This is a genomic window from Pseudomonas sp. YuFO20, assembly GCF_035064975.1.
Lineage (GTDB): Bacteria > Pseudomonadota > Gammaproteobacteria > Pseudomonadales > Pseudomonadaceae > Aquipseudomonas > Aquipseudomonas putida_AE.
The window spans coordinates 1-17,523 of sequence record NZ_JAXDEO010000040.1 but is presented as its reverse complement, the minus strand read 5'-3'; the positions used below and the strand labels follow the sequence as shown (position 1 = coordinate 17,523).

Here is a 17,523-nt window from a genome sequence, read left to right as displayed (position 1 = left end):
CTCGCAGCCCTTCATCAGGTGCCGTGAGAGTAAAGAGGCGGGCGTCGACTGCCAGTGAAACCAATGTGAAAAAAAACTTAAGCCCGTGGCAAAAGCTTGTTACAGCATCCGTCCGACAAAATCCTTTCAGCGCTCGCGATTGCTGCCGATACAGACCTGCAACCCACCTTGCTGGCGCCTAAGAACAACAATCTTCCAGCCAACCGACGATCAAGAAACACCACGTTCCTGGAGGAATTTTGATGAATAGCTGGTTCGGCAACATCAGCGTGAACCTGAAACTGGGCCTGGGCTTTGGCCTGGTCCTGGCCCTGACCTGCGTCCTCGCCCTGACCGGCTGGACCAGCCTGGGCAGCCTGATTGACCGCAGCAACTGGATGAGCGACATCACCCAGCTCAACGCCGGCCTGACCAAACTGCGCGTGGTGCGCCTGCAGTACATGCTGACCAACGGCGACGAAGCCACCGCGCAGAACGTACAGACCACCCTTCAGGCCTTTTCCGATCAGCAACAAGCGCTGCTGGCGAAGTTCAAGAGCCCGGAAAACCTCAAGCTGCTCAAAGAACAAGGCAGCGTCATCGACGCCTACAAGACGTCCCTGGCCAAGATGCGCGACGCCTACCGTACCGGCAACAGCGCGCGCGACGTCATGGGCAGCAACGCCGAAACGGCCAGCACGCTGATCGACGACCTGAACAGCCGCGTGCAACGACTGCCACCGAGTGATCAGCGCTTCGAACAGTTCCAGGCCATCACCGCGGCCAAGCAAGCGTTCCTGCTGGCCCGCTACGAAGTGCGTGGCTACACCGCCACCACCAATGCCGAGACCGAGCAAAAAGCCGTGGCGCAACTGGACGCCGCGATTGCCAGCCTGCAACAGCTCAACGTGCATTTCAGCGACATCCAGCCCCAGGCCCTGCGCCAACTGGAGACCGCGCTGGGCAACTACCGCAGCGCCTTGCAGGCCTATAAAGCGGCGAACAGCGAGGCTGTGCAGGCGCGCAAGGAAATGACCGACGAGGGCGCGGCCATCGTCAGCCTGAGCGAGCAGCTGTATCAGATCCAGCTCGACCGTCGTGACGCTGAAAGCGCCCAGGCGCGTACCCTGCAACTGATCAGCACGCTGCTGGCATTGCTGGTGGGCATTATTGGCGCCGTTGTCATTACCCGGCAGATCACCGGTCCGTTGCGCGAAACCCTGGCCGTGGTCGATCGCATCGCCAGCGGCGACCTGTCCCAGGACGTCAGGGTCACGCGTCGCGATGAGCTGGGTGTCTTGCAACAAGGCATTGCGCGCATGGGCGTGACCTTGCGCGACCTGATCAGCGGTATCCGCGACGGCGTCACCCAGATCGCCAGCGCAGCCGAAGAGCTGTCGGCCGTGACCGAGCAGACCAGCGCCGGGGTCAACAGCCAGAAAGTCGAGACCGACCAGGTCGCCACCGCCATGCACGAGATGACCGCCACCGTGCAGGAAGTCGCGCGCAATGCCGAGCAAGCCTCCCAGGCCGCCGCCGCGGCGGATGGCGAAGCACGCGCAGGGGACAAGGTTGTCGCTGAAGCCATCACCCAGATCGAACGCCTGGCCAGCGAGGTGGTGCGTTCCACCGAAGCCATGGGCCTGCTGCAACAGGAAAGCGACAAGATCGGCAGCGTCATGGACGTGATCAAGGCCGTGGCCGAACAAACCAACCTGCTGGCACTCAACGCCGCCATTGAAGCGGCACGCGCTGGTGAAGCCGGACGTGGTTTTGCCGTGGTGGCCGACGAAGTGCGGGGCCTGGCCCAACGCACGCAGAAATCCACCGAGGAAATCGAAGGCCTGGTGGCCGCCCTGCAGAACGGCACCCAGCAAGTGGCGACCGTGATGAACAACAGCCGCACCCTGACCGACAGCAGCGTGGCCCTGACCCGCAAGGCCGGTGCTTCACTGGAAAACATCACCCGCACGGTGTCCAACATCCAGTCGATGAACCAGCAGATCGCGGCCGCGGCCGAACAGCAAAGCGCGGTGGCCGAAGAGATCAGCCGCAGCATCGTCAACGTGCGTGATGTGTCGGAACAGACCGCCGCGGCGAGTGATGAGACGGCGGCGTCCAGTGTTGAGCTGGCGCGGTTGGGGAATCAGTTGCAGATGATGGTCAGCCACTTCCGCGTCTGACGTTCAAGATCAAAAGATCGCAGCCTTCGGCAGCTCCTACAGGGGATCGTAGTTCCATGTAGGAGCTGCCGCAGGCTGCGATCTTTTAGCGGTGCTGGAAACCTGCACGCAAATCCCCTTCCCGCGCCAGGAACCGCCCTTCCCTGCGCCCGTTCGCCTGACCGTCCTGGTAGCTCAATACCCCGTTGACCCACACGCCATCGATGCCTTCAGCCGCCCGTTGCGGATCATTGAAGTCAGCCACGTCGCGAATGGTCGCCGGGTCGAACAGCACCAGGTCGGCCCAGTGGCCTTCGCGGATCTCGCCCCTTTGCTTCAAGCCGAACCGCGCCGCCGACAAGCCGGTCATCTTGTGCACGGCGGTGTGCAGTGGAAAAAGGCCGACGTCACGGCTGAAATGGCCGAGCACCCGTGGGAAAGCGCCCCACAGGCGTGGATGGGGAAACGGGTCTTCGGGCAGGCCGTCGGAGCCGACCATCGACAGCGGGTGCGCGAGGATCCGTCGCACATCGTTTTCGTCCATCCCGTAGTACACCGCGCCGGCCGGTTGCAGCTGGCGGGCGGCATCGAGCAGGGACAGGTTCCACTCGGCGGCGATGTCCATCAGGTCGCGCCCGCCCATCTGCGGGTGTGGCGTCGACCAGGTGATGGTAATGCGGTGGGCATCGGTGACCTGCTTGAGGTCCAGGGTCGAGGAGCTGGCGGCATACGGGTAGCAATCGCAGCCCACTGGGTGGGTCTTCGCGGCCTGTTCAAGAGACGCCAGCAGTTGCGGGCTGCGCCCCCAGTTACCGGCACCGGCACATTTGAGGTGGGAAATGATCACCGGGGATTTTGCATGACGACCGATCTGGAACGCCTCGTCCATGGCCTCCAGCACCGGTTCGAATTCACTGCGCAGATGGGTGGTGTAGACCGCCCCGAACGCGGTCAGCTCTTCGGTCAGTTGCATGACTTCGTCGGTGGAAGCCGAGAACGCACTGGCGTAGGCAAGACCGGTGGACAAGCCCAGCGCGCCGGCCTCGAGACTGTCGCGCAGTTGCTCGCGCATCGCGGCAATTTCATCCGGCGTGGCGGTGCGGAACAGGTCGTCGAGGTGGTTGCTGCGCAACGCGGTGTGGCCCACCAGCGCGGCGACGTTGAGCGTGGTGTTCGCCGCCTCGACCGCCGCGCGGTAATCGCTGAACTTCGGATAAACAAACGCCGCCGCGCTGCCGAGCAGGTTCATCGGATCCGGTGGATCGCCGCGCAGGCTCACCGGCGACGCGCTGATTCCGCAATTGCCAACGATCACCGTGGTCACGCCCTGGCTGAGCTTGGGCAGCATCTGCGGCTGACGGATCACCACCGTGTCGTCGTGGGTGTGCACATCGATGAAGCCGGGCGCCAGCACGCGGCCGGCGGCGTCGATCTCATCGCTGGCACGGGCATCCTGCAAGTCGCCGATGCGCTCGATACGTCCGTGCAGGATCGCCACGTCGGCCAGGTAGCCAGGACTGTTGCTGCCGTCGATGACCAGGGCATTGCGAATCAGCGTGTCGTACATCATGTCAGTCTCCCAGCGGCAGGTGATCGTCGCCGCCGCGGTAATCGTCCAGGGCGAGTTTGATCCGCCGCAGGCGTTCTTGATTGTCTTGAGGATTGGCCAGTGCCAGCTCGGTGGCAAGCACATCGATGGCGAGCAACATGCCGTAGCGTGCCGCTGTCGGTTTGTAGATGAACGAGGTCTCGGCGCTTTGCAGCGGCAGCACGATGTCGGCCAGTTGCGCCAGCGGCGAATCGCCTCGGGTGATGGCCAGGATGCGCGCGCCGTAGTTGCGGGCCAGTTCCACGGTTTCCAGCAGTTCGGGGGTGATGCCCGTCAGTGAGCAGACGATGACCACCTGATCAGGACTGAGGCTGGCCGCCGTGATGCGCATCATCACCGCGTCGTGGCAGACCGCGATCGGGTAGCCAAGGCGCACCAGGCGCACCTGCAACTCATCGCTGCACAAGGTCGAGCAGCCACCCATGCCGAAGGCGTGGATCATCCGCGCCTTGCCCAGCAGTTTCACCGCATCGGCGAACCGCGACTCGTCAAAAGCCGACAGGTGCTGGCGCAGGGTCGACTCGATGTCGCCGACGATCTGCCCGTAAAACGCCGACTGCTCGGGCGTGCCCGCCGGGTCGAGGAAACGGCTGCCGACGCCGCTGGCCTGGGCCAGTTGCAAGCGCAGGTCGCGCAGATCCTTGCAGCCGACCGTGCGGGCGAAACGCGAGAGCGTGGCGGTGCTGACTTCCGCGCGCAGCGCCAGCTCATCGAGGCTGGCGGAAGCGGCAAAGCCCACATCGTCGAGCATCAGGCGGGCGATGCGTCCTTCGCCGGCGCTGAAGGAATCCTGGCGGGCGCGGATCTGGTAGAGGATGTCCATGGCAGGCGGCTCCGGCTAAATCAGGTAGGAAAGGCCCACGGTCAGGCCGAAGGCGACGAGCGAGATCAGGGTCTCCAGCACCGTCCAGGTCTTGAACGTCTGGGTGACCGTCATATTGAAGTATTCCTTGATCAGCCAGAAGCCGCCGTCGTTGACGTGGGAAAAAATCACCGACCCCGCCCCCGTCGCCAGCACCAGCAACTCCGGATGTGGATACCCCATGGCGATGGCGACGGGTGCGACCACGCCCGAGGCGGTGGTCATGGCCACGGTGGCAGAACCGGTGGCGATGCGCATCAACGCCGCGAACAACCAGCCCATCAGCAACGGCGACAGGTGAAATTCGTGGGCCAGGCCGACGATCTGATCGGTCACGCCGGCGTCCACCAGGATCCGGTTCAGACCGCCGCCGGCGCCCACCAGCAAGGTGATGCTGGCGGTCGGCGCCAGGCATTCGTTGGTGAACTTGAGGATCGACTCGCGATTGAAACCCTGGGCCAGGCCGAGGGTCCAGAAGCTCAGCAAGGTCGCCAGCAGCAGCGCGATAACCGAGTTGCCGATGAACAGAAGGAACTGGTTGAGGCCGCTGCCCGGGGTGGAAATCAGGTTGGCCCAGCCGCCGATCAGCATCAGCACCACCGGCAACAGGATGGTCGCCATGGTCAGGCCGAAACTCGGCAGGCTGTCGCGCGGCTCACGCTCGAGGAACTGCCGTTCCAGCGGGTTTTCCGCCGGCAGCTGGATGCGCGGTACGATGAATTTGGCATACAGGGGGCCGGCGATGATCGCGGTCGGAATGCCGATCGCAATCGCATAGAGCAAGGTCTGCCCCACCGACGCCTGGTACACCTGCACCGCCAGCATCGCCGCCGGGTGCGGTGGCACCAGCGCATGCACCACCGACAGGCCGGCGACCATCGGCAGGCCGACCATCAGGATCGACACGCCGACCCGCCGCGCCACGGTGAAGGCAATCGGCACCAGCAGCACGAAACCGACCTCGAAGAACAACGGCAGTCCCACCAGGAAGGCGATGCAGACCATCGCCCAATGTGCGTTCTTCTCGCCGAAACGGTCAATCAGGGTGCGCGCCACCTGCTCGGCGCCGCCGGACTCGGCCATCATCTTGCCGAGCATGGTGCCCAGCGCCACCACCAGCGCGATATGCCCCAGGGTCTTGCCGACACCCGCCTCATAGGCCCCGACCACGCCGGACGGCGGCATGCCCGCCACCAGCGCCAGGCCGATGGAAATCAGGGTGATGACAATGAACGGATTGAGCCGGTAGCGGGCGATCAGCACGATCAGCGCGATGATGGCGACAGCGGCATACACCAGCAGCCAATAGCCGAAGGACGGGGTCATGCGGTACTCCTCGAGAGGGTCACGTCGAAAGTTTTGTGAAACTCTTAAAACATTTCGGGGCGTGGTTTTCAAACGAGGTGAAAGTAATTTTCGTGCAGAGGTAAGGGATGTCGCTCAGAGATATGTCGTGTCGCAAATAATGAAAATCAGGCAGGCGGATTTTCATCACGCCTGCGCTGGTCGGTCTCAGTCGTGTTGCACCCGGGCACGTTTGAGCAGTTTCTTGCAGCGCTCGGACAGTCCCAGCACCCGCAGGTGTTTGCCCGCCTTGCTGTAGCGCTCGCGCAGGGTGTCGAGCGCGGCAATGGCCGAATAATCGACGAAGCTCAGGTGGCGGCAATCGAGGGTCACTTGCGCCGGGTCGTTGGCCGGATCGAATTGATTGAGGAAAGGGGTGGTCGAGGCGAAAAACAGCGTGCCATGGACGCGGTAAAGCTTGCTGCCGTCGTTTTCCAGGTGACTGTCGGCGTACAGCTGCCGGGCCTGCTGCCAGGCGAAATTGAGCGCCGCGATGATGATGCCGCACAACACCGCCGTGGCCAGGTCGGTGAACACCGTGATCACTGTCACCGCGATAATCACCAGTACATCGTTCATCGGCACCTTGTTCAGCACCCGCAGCGAAGCCCAGGCAAAGGTCTGTTGCGAGACCACGAACATTACCCCGACCAACGCCGCCAACGGAATACGCTCGATCAGCGGCGACAGGAACAGGATGAACAGCAGTATCGACACCCCGGCGACCACACCGGACAGCCGACCGCGGCCCCCGGAGCTCAGGTTGATAACGGTCTGGCCGATCATCGCGCAACCGCCCATGCCGCCGAACAGACCGGACACCACGTTGGCCGCGCCCAGCGCCACGCATTCGCGATCGGGGTAGCCGCGACTCTCGGTGATTTCGTCGGTGAGGTTCAGGGTCAGCAACGTTTCCAGCAGGCCGACCATCGCCATCAGGATCGCGTAGGGCGCGATGATGCGCAGGGTTTCCAGGTTCCAGGGAATGTCTGGCAAAGCGAATGTCGGCAAGCCACCGGCGATGTGTGCCATGTCACCCAGGGTGCGGGTTGGCAGGCCGAGGAAGTAAACCGCCAGCCCCACCCCCAGGATCGCCACCAACGCGGGCGGCACCGCGCGGGTCAGGCGTGGCAGCAGATAGACGATCGCCATCGTCACCGCCACCAGGCCGATCATGTAGTACAACGGCGTACCGCTCAGCCAGGTCTCGCCACTCTTGAAGTGCTCCAGTTGCGCCAGGGCAATGATGATCGCCAGGCCGTTGACGAAACCGAGCATCACCGGGTGCGGCACCATGCGCACCAGCTTGCCCAGCCGCAGCAGGCCGAACGCCGCCATGATCAAGCCGCCCAGCAGCACCGTCGCCAGCAGGTACTGCACACCGTGCTGCACCACCAGCGCGACGATCACCACCGCCATCGACCCGGCGGCACCGGAGACCATGCCTGGCCGGCCACCGAACAGCGCGGTCAGGGTGCAAATGATGAACGCACCATACAGGCCCATCAGCGGATTGAGATGCGCCACCAGCGCGAAGGCAATGCATTCGGGCAACAGGGCGAAAGACGTCGTGAGCCCGGCCAGGGCATCGGCGCGTAGATGTTTTGGTTTCATGGGGGACCGCATGCAGGGAGTAGCAAGAAAGAGTGTGCGGATGTTACGGAATCGAGGGCGTTCCGGCCAGTTTATGCAACTTCAGAAACGCCTTCGCGAGCAAGCCCGCTCCCACATTAGACCGCGTCCGTCTGGACAATGCGGTCAAGTGTGGGAGCGGGCTTGCTCGCGAAAGCAGCAACTCGGTCTAAAGCGAACTCACACCATCTCGTTACGAATCCACTCCAGCACCGACGTACGCTTCGGCACCCAACCCAATATCTCCCGCGCACGGGTACCGCGAACCCGGCTGTTGGAGCCCAGGCCATAGTTGGCCATTTCATAACCCCACTCGGCTTCGGCATCCTTCAGTGGCCAGTCTTGCGGCTGGCCCAGGTTCAACGCCTCGGCGATCGCCGTGGTCATATCGATGAACGACGCTTCGCCGCTTTCGACAAAGTAGAAGGTGCCTGGGACGTTTTTGCTCAGCGCCAGCAGGTACAGCGCCACCACGTCTTCAATGTGCACGTTGGACCAGATGTTCTGCCCGGTGCCGACATGGTGGACCACGCCGCTTTTGCGCGCCTGTTTCAGCAAGCGCGGCAGCTGCACGCTGTCGCGATTGACGCCGAGGCTGTGGCCGTAGATCAGGGTGTTGCAGATGACGGCCGAGTTCACGCCATCCTTGGCCGCGGCGAGGATCAGGTTGTCGATGGCCACCCGTGCGGCCTTGTCCACAGTGGGTTCCGGCAAGTTGTCTTCACGGTAGATGACGTCGCTGGACTTGCCGCCCGAGGCATCGCCGACGATGCTCGAACCGCTGGTGTGCAGGAACACTTTGTTGGAGCCGCGCAAGGCATCGAGCAAAGCTTCGACTGCACCGCGATGGTCGCTGCTGGCGGCGTTGATCACAGCGTCGGCGGCCCGGGCCTGTTCGGCCAACAGTACGCTGTCATCCAGCGTGCCGATGACCGGGGTGATGCCCAGCGCGTTCATTTCATCCGCCTGTTCGGCGTTGCGCACCAGGCCGGTAACCTTGTGACCGGCCTTGATCAGGCCGGTGGCGATGGAGCCGCCGATAAAACCGGCAGCGCCGGTAACGAATACGTTCATGGAGAAACTCCCTGCGTGGATAAGTGATGCAACGAGTATCCAGCAGCGATCCCTGGCGAAAAATCCCCGCTGACCCAATTCACTCTTGCGCTGCAATCACGAATCAGCCGCTGAAATCCGTGGACGCGTACACCGCCAGTTTGCTCTGGATGAAGTCGAGGAAACACTGGATGCGCAAGGCCAACTGCGAGTTGCGGTAGTACACCGCGTTGATCGGCTGGCGATAGCCGCTGTTGAATTCGGCCAGCAACACCTTCAACCGTCCGGCACGAATGTCTTCGATGGTCATGTAGTGCGACAGGCTGGCGATGCCCTGGCCTTCCAGCGCCAGGTGGCGGATGGTTTCGCCGCTGGAAGCGCTGAGCGACGCCTGGATCGGCCAGCGATCGCCGTGCACGTAGCGCAGCGGCCATTGGTTGAGGCCTTCGTTCTGGGTGAAGCCCAGCAGGGTGTGTTCGGCCAGATCCGCCACGGCGGTCGGGGTGCCGTGTTTTTTCAGATACGCCGGGCTGGCGACGATGTGAATCGGACTGCATCCCAGAGAGCGTGCGTGCAGGGTCGAGTCGGCCAGGGTGCCGATGCGGATGGCGATGTCGGTGCTTTGCTCAAGCAGGTCGATGATCAGGTCGTTGCTGTTGAGTTCGAGCTGGATGTCCGGATAGAGCCGGCGGAATTCATCGATGTAGGGCACGATGGCGTGCAGCATGAATGGCGACGCGGCGTTGATGCGCAAGCGCCCGGAAGGGGTTTGCTGGCGTGAGGACAAGCGCTCCTCGAGTTCGTCCATCTGATCGAGAATCAGCTTGGCGTGTTCGAAGAAGTACTTGCCCTCCTCGGTCAGGTCCATGCGTCGCGTGGTGCGGTTGATCAGCGTGGTATCGAGCTTGGCCTCGAGCCGCGACAGCGTGCGGCTGACCGCCGACGGCGTTTGCCCGACCTGCTCGGCCGCCGCGGAAATCGACCCGCACTCGATCACGCAGACGAAAATCTGCAATTCATCGGATCTGGCTTTCACGAGTGTCCTCTTTGACGAAAATCGCTAAAAGATCGCAGCCTTCGGCAGCTCCTACAAGGTATTGCGTACACCTGTAGGAGCTGCCGAAGGCTGCGATCTTTTAGCCGCTGAGACCGATAGTAGCCGAGCGTTACGCCTTCAGGCCAAACACCTCTTTCAGATGCTGCTCATAACGCGCCACATCGGCTTCGATGTTCGGGCGTTTCATCACGTCCACGCAGAGGAAGGTCGGCAAAGCGGTCATGCCGAGGAATTCGTTGGCCTTGTGGAACGGGAAGTACACCGCGTCCACGCCCTTGGCCTCGAAGAAGTCGGTCGGGTCGTCGAAGGCTTGCTGCGGCGCGTTCCAGGTCAGCGACAGCATGTACTGCTTGCCGTGGATCAGGCCGCCACTGCCGTATTTCTGCGAGGCGTCGGAACGGGTGCGGCCGTCGCTGGCGTAGAGGCTGCCATGGCCTTCGGTGAAGACTTCGTCGATGTACTTCTTGACGGTCCATGGCGCGCCCATCCACCAGCCGGGCATCTGGTAGATGGTCACGTCGGCCCAGAGGAATTTGGCAACTTCTTCGGCGACGTCGTAACCCTCGTCGATGAACGTGGCTTTGACATCTACCCCACCGCGATCCAGCACGCTCAGCGCGGCTTCATGCAAGGTGGTGTTGTAGCGGCCATCGGAGTGGGCGAATTGTTTGCCGCCATTGAGCAACAGGACTTTTTTCATGGGAGGTCTCGGGAAGGGTCAGGAATCGGATGGCGGCAGAGTAAAGACCTGGCTCGCGCGGAGTAAGCGGCCATTGTGCAAAATTCATTTGACCCACACGCACGAATCAATCGGTGATTGTTGCCTTAGACTAGGGCCGATTCTGAAATGAGGAGTGTTTTCTGATGAGTGAAATGCAAGGTTTCATCCTGCACGCCAAGACCCGCCCGGAAAAATCCGACGCCTTCGAAGCGTTTTTCAGCGGCTATGTGGAAGCCAGTCGCGCCGAACCCGGCTGCATCGAGTACCACATGCTGCGCGACAAGCAGGACCCGACCCTGTTTATCTTTTACGAGATCTGGCAGTCCCAGGCACACCTCGACGTGCACTCGAACCTGCCGCACATGAAACAGTTTCTCGAACAGCGCGATGAATACCTGGAGCGGGATTTCGAGATCCGCGCCATTGACATGCTTAGCCCGTCATCCGCTAGCCGCTGATCAACAAATGGCCGCCAAGCAAGCCGAGGCCAATGAAGAACACACGCTTGAACAACACGGCGCTGATCCGCTGGCGCAGCCACTGCCCCAGCCACATGCCGAGCACCGCCGGGATCAGCGCCAACAACGATGCACTCAACTCGCCACCGCCGAGAGCGCCGCGCCATAGCAGGCCGCCGGCCAGGGCCAGGGTCGAGACGGTGAACGACAGGCCCAGCGCCTGCACCAGTTCATCCTTGCTCAAGCCCAGCGCCTGCAGGTACGGCACCGCCGGAATCACGAACACGCCGGTGGCCGACGTGATAACCCCCGTCAGCACGCCGCACAGCGGACCCAGCCAACGCTCATTGCGGACGCCTACACGCAAGGTCGGCAGGAACAACCCGCTCAGCGCATAGAGCAACAACGCCGCCCCCAATCCGCGTACCACCCAGTGGCCGCCAGCCATGCCGATCCACAGCGTGCCCGCGCCGGTGCCGATGAAAATGGCCAGCAGCATCGGCCACAGCCGCTTGATCAGCCCGTGCAGATGCCCGCCGAAGGCCAGTTGCCAGACGTTGGTCAGGGTCGCGGGAATGATCAACAGCGCGGCAGCCTGTGATGGGGCCATAGCCAGACCGAGCAAGCCCATGGCGATGGTTGGCAGGCCGAGGCCGATGACGCCCTTGATCATGCCGGCCAGCAGGAAGGTGGCGATGACCAGCAATGACAGGGTAAATCCGAGATTTTGGTAGAACGAGGCGAGTGTGTTCATGGGGCTATCCTGAGCCTGGATTGGCCGGATGAAAATCTGCCATATACTGAGGGTGCCTCTCTTACAACAAGAGGCTGAAGAAGAGTTAAGGCCACTGGCGACTTCGCGAGCAAGCCCGCTCCCACAGGGGAATGCATTTCAAATGTGGGAGCGGGCTTGCTCGCGAAGGCGTCCGACCAGACAACACATTCCCAGAGATTGCCGATGCACTTCGACCTGACCGACCTGCGCCTCTACCTGAACATCCTCGACAGCGGCAACATCACCGCCGGCGCCGCGCGCAGCCATCTGTCACTGGCCGCCGCGAGCGCGAGAATCCGCGCGATGGAAGCGTCCCTCGGCACGGATTTTCTTGAGCGCGGCCGTCGCGGCGTAACGCCGACCCCGGCTGGCAAAGCCCTCGCCCAGCACGCCCGGGTCCTGCTGCAACAGGCCGAACGCATGCAGCAGGACCTGGCCGACTATGCCAAGGGTGTCAAAGGCCAGGTGCGCTTGTTGTGCAACACCACGGCGATCACCGAATACCTGCCGGAGCTGCTCGCCGACTTCCTGCGCGAGCACCCCAACCTCGACATCGACCTGCAGGAATTGCCCAGCACGCGCATCACCCACGCCTTGCGCCAGGGTGCGGCCGACCTGGGCATCGTCTCCGACGCGGTAGACACCCACTCGCTCGAAACCCTGCCCTTTCGCAACGATCCGCTGGTGCTGATCATGCCGCCCGGGCATCCCTTGGCAGGCGGCGAACCGCCGAGTTTCAGCGATACCTTACGGCACGACTACGTGGGGCTGACCGCCAACAGCGCACTCGCGGTGTACCTCGAAGAACAGGCGCTGCACGCGGGCATGCGCATGCAGATCCGCATCCGTGCGGAAGGCTTCGACGGGGTGATTCGCATGGTCGCTCACGGTGCCGGGCTGGCCATCGTGCCGCTGGCGGCGATCCAGCGCCGGACACTGGATCAACCGCTCAAAAGCTTCGCGCTGAAGGAAGATTGGGCACAGCGAAAATTACTGCTGTGCGCGCGCTCATTCACTGGCCTGCCCGGTTATGCCAGAGCGTTGCTCGAGGCCTTGCGCAGCGAGTGAGGCCGGTTTTGGCTTCCTGAAAAACACGCCATAGACCACCGTCAGCAGCACCAGGAACGGCACGCCAAACACCAGGGTCATCTTGAAGGCTTCGGTGAAGTAGGTGGTAATCATCACCGCACCCATCAGCACCAAGCCCAACAACGTGCTGTAGGGGAACAGGCGCATGCGAAACGACAGTTTTCGCTCGCCGTGGCGCTGGTGATAACGACGGAAACAGTAGTGGGTCAGGAAGATCATGAACCAGGTGAAGATGGCGCCGAACATCGAGATCGCCATCATCAAGGTGAACGAACTTTCCGGGTACAGGATGTTGAGCAACGTCGCCAGGGCAATGCCCGAGCTCGACAGCAACAGGGCGTTCAGCGGAATCCCGGTCTTGCTCAGTTTGCCCATGGACTTGGGTGCGTAGCCGCCACGGGACAGGCTGAACATCATGCGCGTGGTGATGTACAACTGACTGTTCATCGCCGACAGCGCGGCGATCAGGATCACGAAATTCATCACCCCGGTGGCGCCGGGAATGCCGATGGCCTGCATCACCGTGACGAACGGGCTCTGGGCATGACCGGCCTGGACCCACGGCACGATCGCCAGCATCAGGGCGAGGGTCAGGAGGTAGAACACCACCAGGCGCACGATAGTCGCGCGAAAGGCTTTCTTCACCGCTTGCTCCGGGTCCTGCGCCTCACCGGCAGCCACCGCGATCATCTCAACGCTCAGGTAGCTGAAGATCGACACGATCACCGCGACCCACATGCCTTGCAGGCCATTGGGGAAAAAGCCGCCGTGGGCGGTGTAGTTGTGCACGCCGTATTCCGGGTTGCCGGAACCGAACACCACGTACACCGCGAGGATGATGAAGCCGACAATCGCGCCGATCTTGATGGTCGAGAACCAGTACTCGAAGGTACCGAATGTCTTCACGCTAATGGCGTTGAGCACGATCAGCACACTGGAGAACGAGACGATCCACACCCACTCCGGCACGTTGGCAAACCAGTACTTCATGTACATCGCCACCGCCGTCACTTCCGTGCCGACCGCCAGCACGATCGCCGCCCAATAGGCATAGCGCACCAGGAACCCGGCCAGCGGGCTGACATAGAATTCGGCGTAGGCGCCGAACGAGCCGGAGGTCGAATGGGCCACGGTCATTTCCGCCAGGCAGCCCATCAACAGCAGCGTGATGATCGCGCCGATGGCGTAGCTGAGCAGCACGCTCGGCCCGGCATACCCGATCGCGTAGGCACTGCCCATGAACAGCCCGGTGCCGATCGCACCGCCAATGGCGATCATGCTCATCTGCCCGGACGTCAGCTGACGCCGCAGGCCCTGTTCACGGTTGGATATCGTTTCAAAACCGGTGTTATCGGTCATTTTTATGTCCTCTGAATATTGTCTTTCTTGAAGAGCACGTCTTGGTTTTTACCGGTGGGGATCAGCCACGCACAGCAGGACAGGGATCAGAAAATACTCAGTGGATATTCGATGATGATGCGCACTTCGTTGTTGTCCGTGGTATCGGCCCTCGCCACTTGCGCAGTCGAGCGCACACTTGCCTGGCGCACCCGCAGCGACAGGTCCCTGGCCTTGCCCGACTGCACGACGTAGCGCGCTTCGATGTCGCGCTCCCAGCGCTTGCCGTCATCGCCGTAGCGTCCATAAGCGCCGTTGGGGCCACCGTCGTAATGGCTGTCGTCGATATGATCGCCACTGACGTAACGCGACATGAAGCTCAGGCCAGGCACGCCAAATGGCGCCATGTCCAGGTCATAACGCAGTTGCCATGAGCGTTCGTTGGGGGCGTTGAAATCGAGCACCTGCACCGAGTTGGAGAGGAAAATCGAAGTGCCCGGCTGCTGGTCGAAACCCAGGTAATCGAACGGCTCATTGCCATCGACCTGTTGATACGCCAGGGTCAATCGATGGGCGCCGAACTTGTACCCGCTGGCCAGCGACCAGGTGGTGTTGTCGATCCTGCCGGCCAGGCTCTGGCCGTCGTCGTTGGTGCGATAAATATTGAAATCCAGGTTCAGCGACTGGCCTTCACCCAGGGCAAAGGTGTAGTTGCCGTTGGCGTAGTACTGCCGCCAGATGTCGGTGAATTGCGAACCGTACAGGCTGACGCTCAGTTGATCGCTCAGGGCGTAGCTGCCGCCCAGATAATCGACGCTGCGGGTTTCCACGCCAGCGTACAGCGCTTTCAGCGCGCCATCGGCGTTGGTCGAATTGCTGTCGTTGCCGGCGGTGAAATGACCGATGTCCAGTTGCAGGGCCTTGAGCTCATTGCTGGTCAGTTGAAAGCCGGTGGCCACGCTGGTGAACAGTCGCGCATTGCCAGTGCCGAACACCGGGTTGAGCGGTGTCAGGTTGCCGTACTTGAGTTCGGTGCGGGATATCCGCGCCTTCACCGCGCCACCCGCTTCGGAGTACTCATCCTCGGGATGGCCATTGGAATCGACCGGCAGCAAACCCGTGCCCGTGCGTCCCTTGCCACTGTCGAGCTTGATGCCCAGTTGCGCGTAGGCATCGACCCCGAACCCCACCGTGCCCTGGGTGTAGCCGGAGCGGTAATCGAGCATGATCCCGTGGGCCCATTCATCCCGGTAATTCTGCCCGCCTGGGTTGTTGAGGTTGTTGCGGTAGAAATAGAAGTTACGGTTGGTCAGCGTCAGGCTGCTGTCTTCGACGAATCCATTGTCGGCGGCGGCGTAGGCCATTTGCCCGAGGCAACTGCCGAGGGCGAGCGACAAGGCGGGCCAGGGGGAGAGTCTCATTCTGCGTGTTCCTTGTTATTGTGATTGCACAGAACTGTTTATCGAGGACGACCGAAGCCCTGCTGCCAGGAAACCCGGCAACAGGGGTGAATATCGGCGGTATCAGGTGACGCTGTGGCGAACCTGGAATTGCGCTTGCGCCCAGGTTTTTTGATCGAGAATTTCGCCGAGGATCTGCACCGCGTCCCAGACCTCGGTGAAGGTCGTGTACAGCGGGGTGAAACCGAAGCGCATGATGCGCGGCTCGCGGTAATCACCGATGACGCCCCGCTCGATCAGGGCCTGGATCACCGCATAACCTTCAGGGTGTTCGAAGCTGACGTGACTGCCGCGCTTGGCGTGATCACGGGGCGTGATCAGGGTCAGCTCATGAGCGGCGCAGCGCTGCTCGACCAGTTCGATGAACAGGTCAGTCAACGCCAGGGATTTGCGGCGCAGGCTGGCCATGTCGGTCTGGGCGAACACGTCCAGGCCGCACTCGACCATCGCCAACGAAGTGATCGGCTGGGTGCCGCACAGGTAGCGGGCGATGCCGCTGCTCGGCTCGTAGCGCGACTCCATGGCGAACTGCCGCGAATGGCCGAACCAACCCGACAGCGGCTGCGCCACCAGGTCACACAACTGTGGATTGACCCAGACAAACGCCTGGGAACCCGGACCGCCATTGAGGTACTTGTAGGTGCAGCCGATGGCGTAGTCGGCACCCGCCTGATGCAGGTCGACCGGCACCGCCCCGGCGGAATGCGCCAGGTCCCAGATGGCCAGCGCCCCACACTCATGGGTCAGCGCGGTCAGGGCCTGCATGTCGTGCATGTAGCCGGTCTTGTAATTGACGTGGGTGAGCATCACCACCGCCGTGTCCTGGTCGATCGCTTGCGGCAGCTCTTCAGGGCTGTCGACCAGGCGCAGGCTGTAACCCTGCTGCAGCATGTCGGCCAGGCCTTCGGCGATGTACAGGTCGGTGGGGAAGTTACTGCTTTCGGTGACAATCACCCGTCGCGTCGGCGACCTTGTGGCCTGCACACGCAGCGCGGCGCTGAGCACCTTGAACAGGTTGATCGAGGTCGTGTCGGTCACCACCACTTCACCGTCACCGGCGCCGATCAGCCCGGCCAGGCGATTGCCCAGACGCTCGGAAAGGTCGCGCCAACCGGCACTGTTCCAGCTGCGGATCAGGCCATTGCCCCACTCCTGGGCAATCACCTCCTGAGCACGCGCCAATGCCGCGACCGGCCGTGCGCCCAGGGAATTGCCATCGAGATAAATCACACCGTCGGGTAGCGCAAACTGCTGGCGTAGCGGCGCGAGAGTGTCCTGGGTATCGAGCGCCAGGCAATCGTTTCTTGTTGTCATCGGGTGTCCTGTTCTTTTGAAGGTCGTCGCGTTTTTCCGGGCGTTATCGGGCCCTTTTCTGTGGAGAGATAATGAACGATGCTTTGCAGAATTTTCGTGCAAAGTAAGCGGCCATGAGCTATTTGTTTCGCATAAAATTCGAATACAACTCTTATAAACGCGGATTTACACCAGCCATGAATCTCGACTCGACAGACCTGCGAATCCTCCATCAACTGCAACAGGATGGCCGTATCAGCAACCAGGAACTGGCAGAGAAAGTCGCCCTGTCGCCGTCGGCCTGCCTGCGCCGGTTGCGCCTGCTGGAAAGCGAGGGAGTCATCAGCGGTTATCGCGCCGTGCTGAATGCCGAGCGGCTGGGGATCGAACTGGAAGCCATCGTCCATGTGTCGTTGCGACAGGACGTCGAGGACTGGCACGAGACCTTTATCAAGAAGGTCCAGTCGTGGCCGGAAGTGGTCACCGCGTACGTGATCACGGGCGCGAGCAACTATGTGCTGCGGGTCCAGGCGCGCAACCTCAAGCATTTCTCCGATTTCATCGTCAACCACTTGAACCGCACCGCGGGGGTCACCGATATCCGCTCGGAAATCGTCCTGCAGAAAATCAAGGAGCGCGAAGCGTTGTTGGACCTGGTGGTGCGCAAGTAAGGGAGCAACGCACTGCTAAA

Annotated in this window: 15 protein-coding genes and 1 pseudogene; 5 read left to right on the top strand and 11 right to left on the bottom strand. The window is 62.0% G+C overall.

The genetic code is table 11. The features are described from left to right. Positions 1 to 242: 242 nt before the first annotated feature. Together SOP85_RS31455 and SOP85_RS31450 are read left to right on the top strand one after the other, a co-directional pair. Positions 243 to 1,304: pseudogene (locus SOP85_RS31455) on the top strand (methyl-accepting chemotaxis protein); the annotation flags it as partial. Beyond that, complete coding sequence (locus SOP85_RS31450) at positions 1,299 to 2,162, top strand: methyl-accepting chemotaxis protein (RefSeq protein WP_406592681.1); 864 nt, start codon at positions 1,299 to 1,301, stop codon at positions 2,160 to 2,162. The pseudogene SOP85_RS31455 and the gene SOP85_RS31450, both read left to right, overlap by 6 nt. A gap of 85 nt (positions 2,163 to 2,247) precedes the next feature. Here the strand turns inward: SOP85_RS31450 and SOP85_RS21330 are convergent, their stop codons facing one another. From SOP85_RS21330 to SOP85_RS21300, 7 genes are all read right to left on the bottom strand, one after another. Continuing rightward, positions 2,248 to 3,711: an N-acyl-D-amino-acid deacylase family protein gene (locus SOP85_RS21330; RefSeq protein WP_323628140.1), complete on the bottom strand. Its 1,464-nt coding sequence runs from the start codon at positions 3,709 to 3,711 to the stop codon at positions 2,248 to 2,250. A gap of 1 nt (position 3,712) precedes the next feature. After that, positions 3,713 to 4,573 carry a MurR/RpiR family transcriptional regulator gene (locus SOP85_RS21325; RefSeq protein WP_323628139.1) on the bottom strand — a complete coding sequence of 287 codons (861 nt, stop codon included), beginning with the start codon at positions 4,571 to 4,573 and terminating at the stop codon, positions 3,713 to 3,715. A gap of 15 nt (positions 4,574 to 4,588) precedes the next feature. Next, positions 4,589 to 5,938 (bottom strand): GntP family permease, encoded by a 1,350-nt coding sequence (locus SOP85_RS21320; RefSeq protein WP_274074108.1) that lies wholly within the window; start codon positions 5,936 to 5,938, stop codon positions 4,589 to 4,591. 186 nt (positions 5,939 to 6,124) lie between these two features. Then, complete coding sequence (locus SOP85_RS21315; RefSeq protein WP_323628138.1) at positions 6,125 to 7,570, bottom strand: SulP family inorganic anion transporter; 1,446 nt, start codon at positions 7,568 to 7,570, stop codon at positions 6,125 to 6,127. A gap of 198 nt (positions 7,571 to 7,768) precedes the next feature. Continuing rightward, positions 7,769 to 8,662 carry an NAD-dependent epimerase/dehydratase family protein gene (locus SOP85_RS21310; RefSeq protein WP_323628137.1) on the bottom strand — a complete coding sequence of 298 codons (894 nt, stop codon included), beginning with the start codon at positions 8,660 to 8,662 and terminating at the stop codon, positions 7,769 to 7,771. Between the two features lie 103 nt (positions 8,663 to 8,765). After that, entirely contained in the window at positions 8,766 to 9,677 is a 912-nt protein-coding gene (locus SOP85_RS21305; protein WP_323628136.1) for a LysR family transcriptional regulator, read from the bottom strand. A gap of 130 nt (positions 9,678 to 9,807) precedes the next feature. Then, positions 9,808 to 10,398: an NAD(P)H-dependent oxidoreductase gene (locus tag SOP85_RS21300; RefSeq protein WP_323628135.1), complete on the bottom strand. Its 591-nt coding sequence runs from the start codon at positions 10,396 to 10,398 to the stop codon at positions 9,808 to 9,810. 164 nt (positions 10,399 to 10,562) lie between these two features. Here SOP85_RS21300 and SOP85_RS21295 point away from each other — a divergent pair, with 164 nt between their 5' ends. Then, complete coding sequence (locus tag SOP85_RS21295; protein WP_274074113.1) at positions 10,563 to 10,877, top strand: putative quinol monooxygenase; 315 nt, start codon at positions 10,563 to 10,565, stop codon at positions 10,875 to 10,877. On the opposite strand, the gene SOP85_RS21290 is transcribed toward SOP85_RS21295, so the two are convergent. Further along, a complete protein-coding gene (locus SOP85_RS21290; RefSeq protein WP_323628134.1) occupies positions 10,867 to 11,631 on the bottom strand; it encodes a sulfite exporter TauE/SafE family protein in 765 nt (254 codons plus the stop codon). The two genes, SOP85_RS21295 and SOP85_RS21290, sit on opposite strands and share 11 nt — an antisense overlap. Positions 11,632 to 11,835: 204 nt before the next feature. Between SOP85_RS21290 and SOP85_RS21285 the strand changes: the two genes are divergently transcribed. Next, positions 11,836 to 12,720 carry a LysR family transcriptional regulator gene (locus tag SOP85_RS21285; RefSeq protein WP_323628133.1) on the top strand — a complete coding sequence of 295 codons (885 nt, stop codon included), beginning with the start codon at positions 11,836 to 11,838 and terminating at the stop codon, positions 12,718 to 12,720. Here the strand turns inward: SOP85_RS21285 and SOP85_RS21280 are convergent. The 3 genes from SOP85_RS21280 to kynU form a co-directional block, all read right to left on the bottom strand. Beyond that, positions 12,661 to 14,100 (bottom strand): amino acid permease, encoded by a 1,440-nt coding sequence (locus SOP85_RS21280; protein WP_323628132.1) that lies wholly within the window; start codon positions 14,098 to 14,100, stop codon positions 12,661 to 12,663. The genes SOP85_RS21285 and SOP85_RS21280 overlap by 60 nt on opposite strands. An 86-nt stretch (positions 14,101 to 14,186) precedes the next feature. Further along, on the bottom strand, positions 14,187 to 15,500 hold the full coding sequence (locus SOP85_RS21275; RefSeq protein WP_323628131.1) for an OprD family porin: 1,314 nt from the start codon (positions 15,498 to 15,500) through the stop codon (positions 14,187 to 14,189). A gap of 102 nt (positions 15,501 to 15,602) precedes the next feature. Then, positions 15,603 to 16,853 (bottom strand): kynureninase, encoded by a 1,251-nt coding sequence (gene kynU, locus SOP85_RS21270; protein WP_323628130.1) that lies wholly within the window; start codon positions 16,851 to 16,853, stop codon positions 15,603 to 15,605. A gap of 176 nt (positions 16,854 to 17,029) precedes the next feature. On the opposite strand from kynU, the gene SOP85_RS21265 reads away from it, so the two are divergent. Beyond that, on the top strand, positions 17,030 to 17,503 hold the full coding sequence (locus SOP85_RS21265; RefSeq protein ID WP_046820664.1) for an Lrp/AsnC family transcriptional regulator: 474 nt from the start codon (positions 17,030 to 17,032) through the stop codon (positions 17,501 to 17,503). The last annotated feature ends 20 nt before the right edge of the window (positions 17,504 to 17,523 follow it).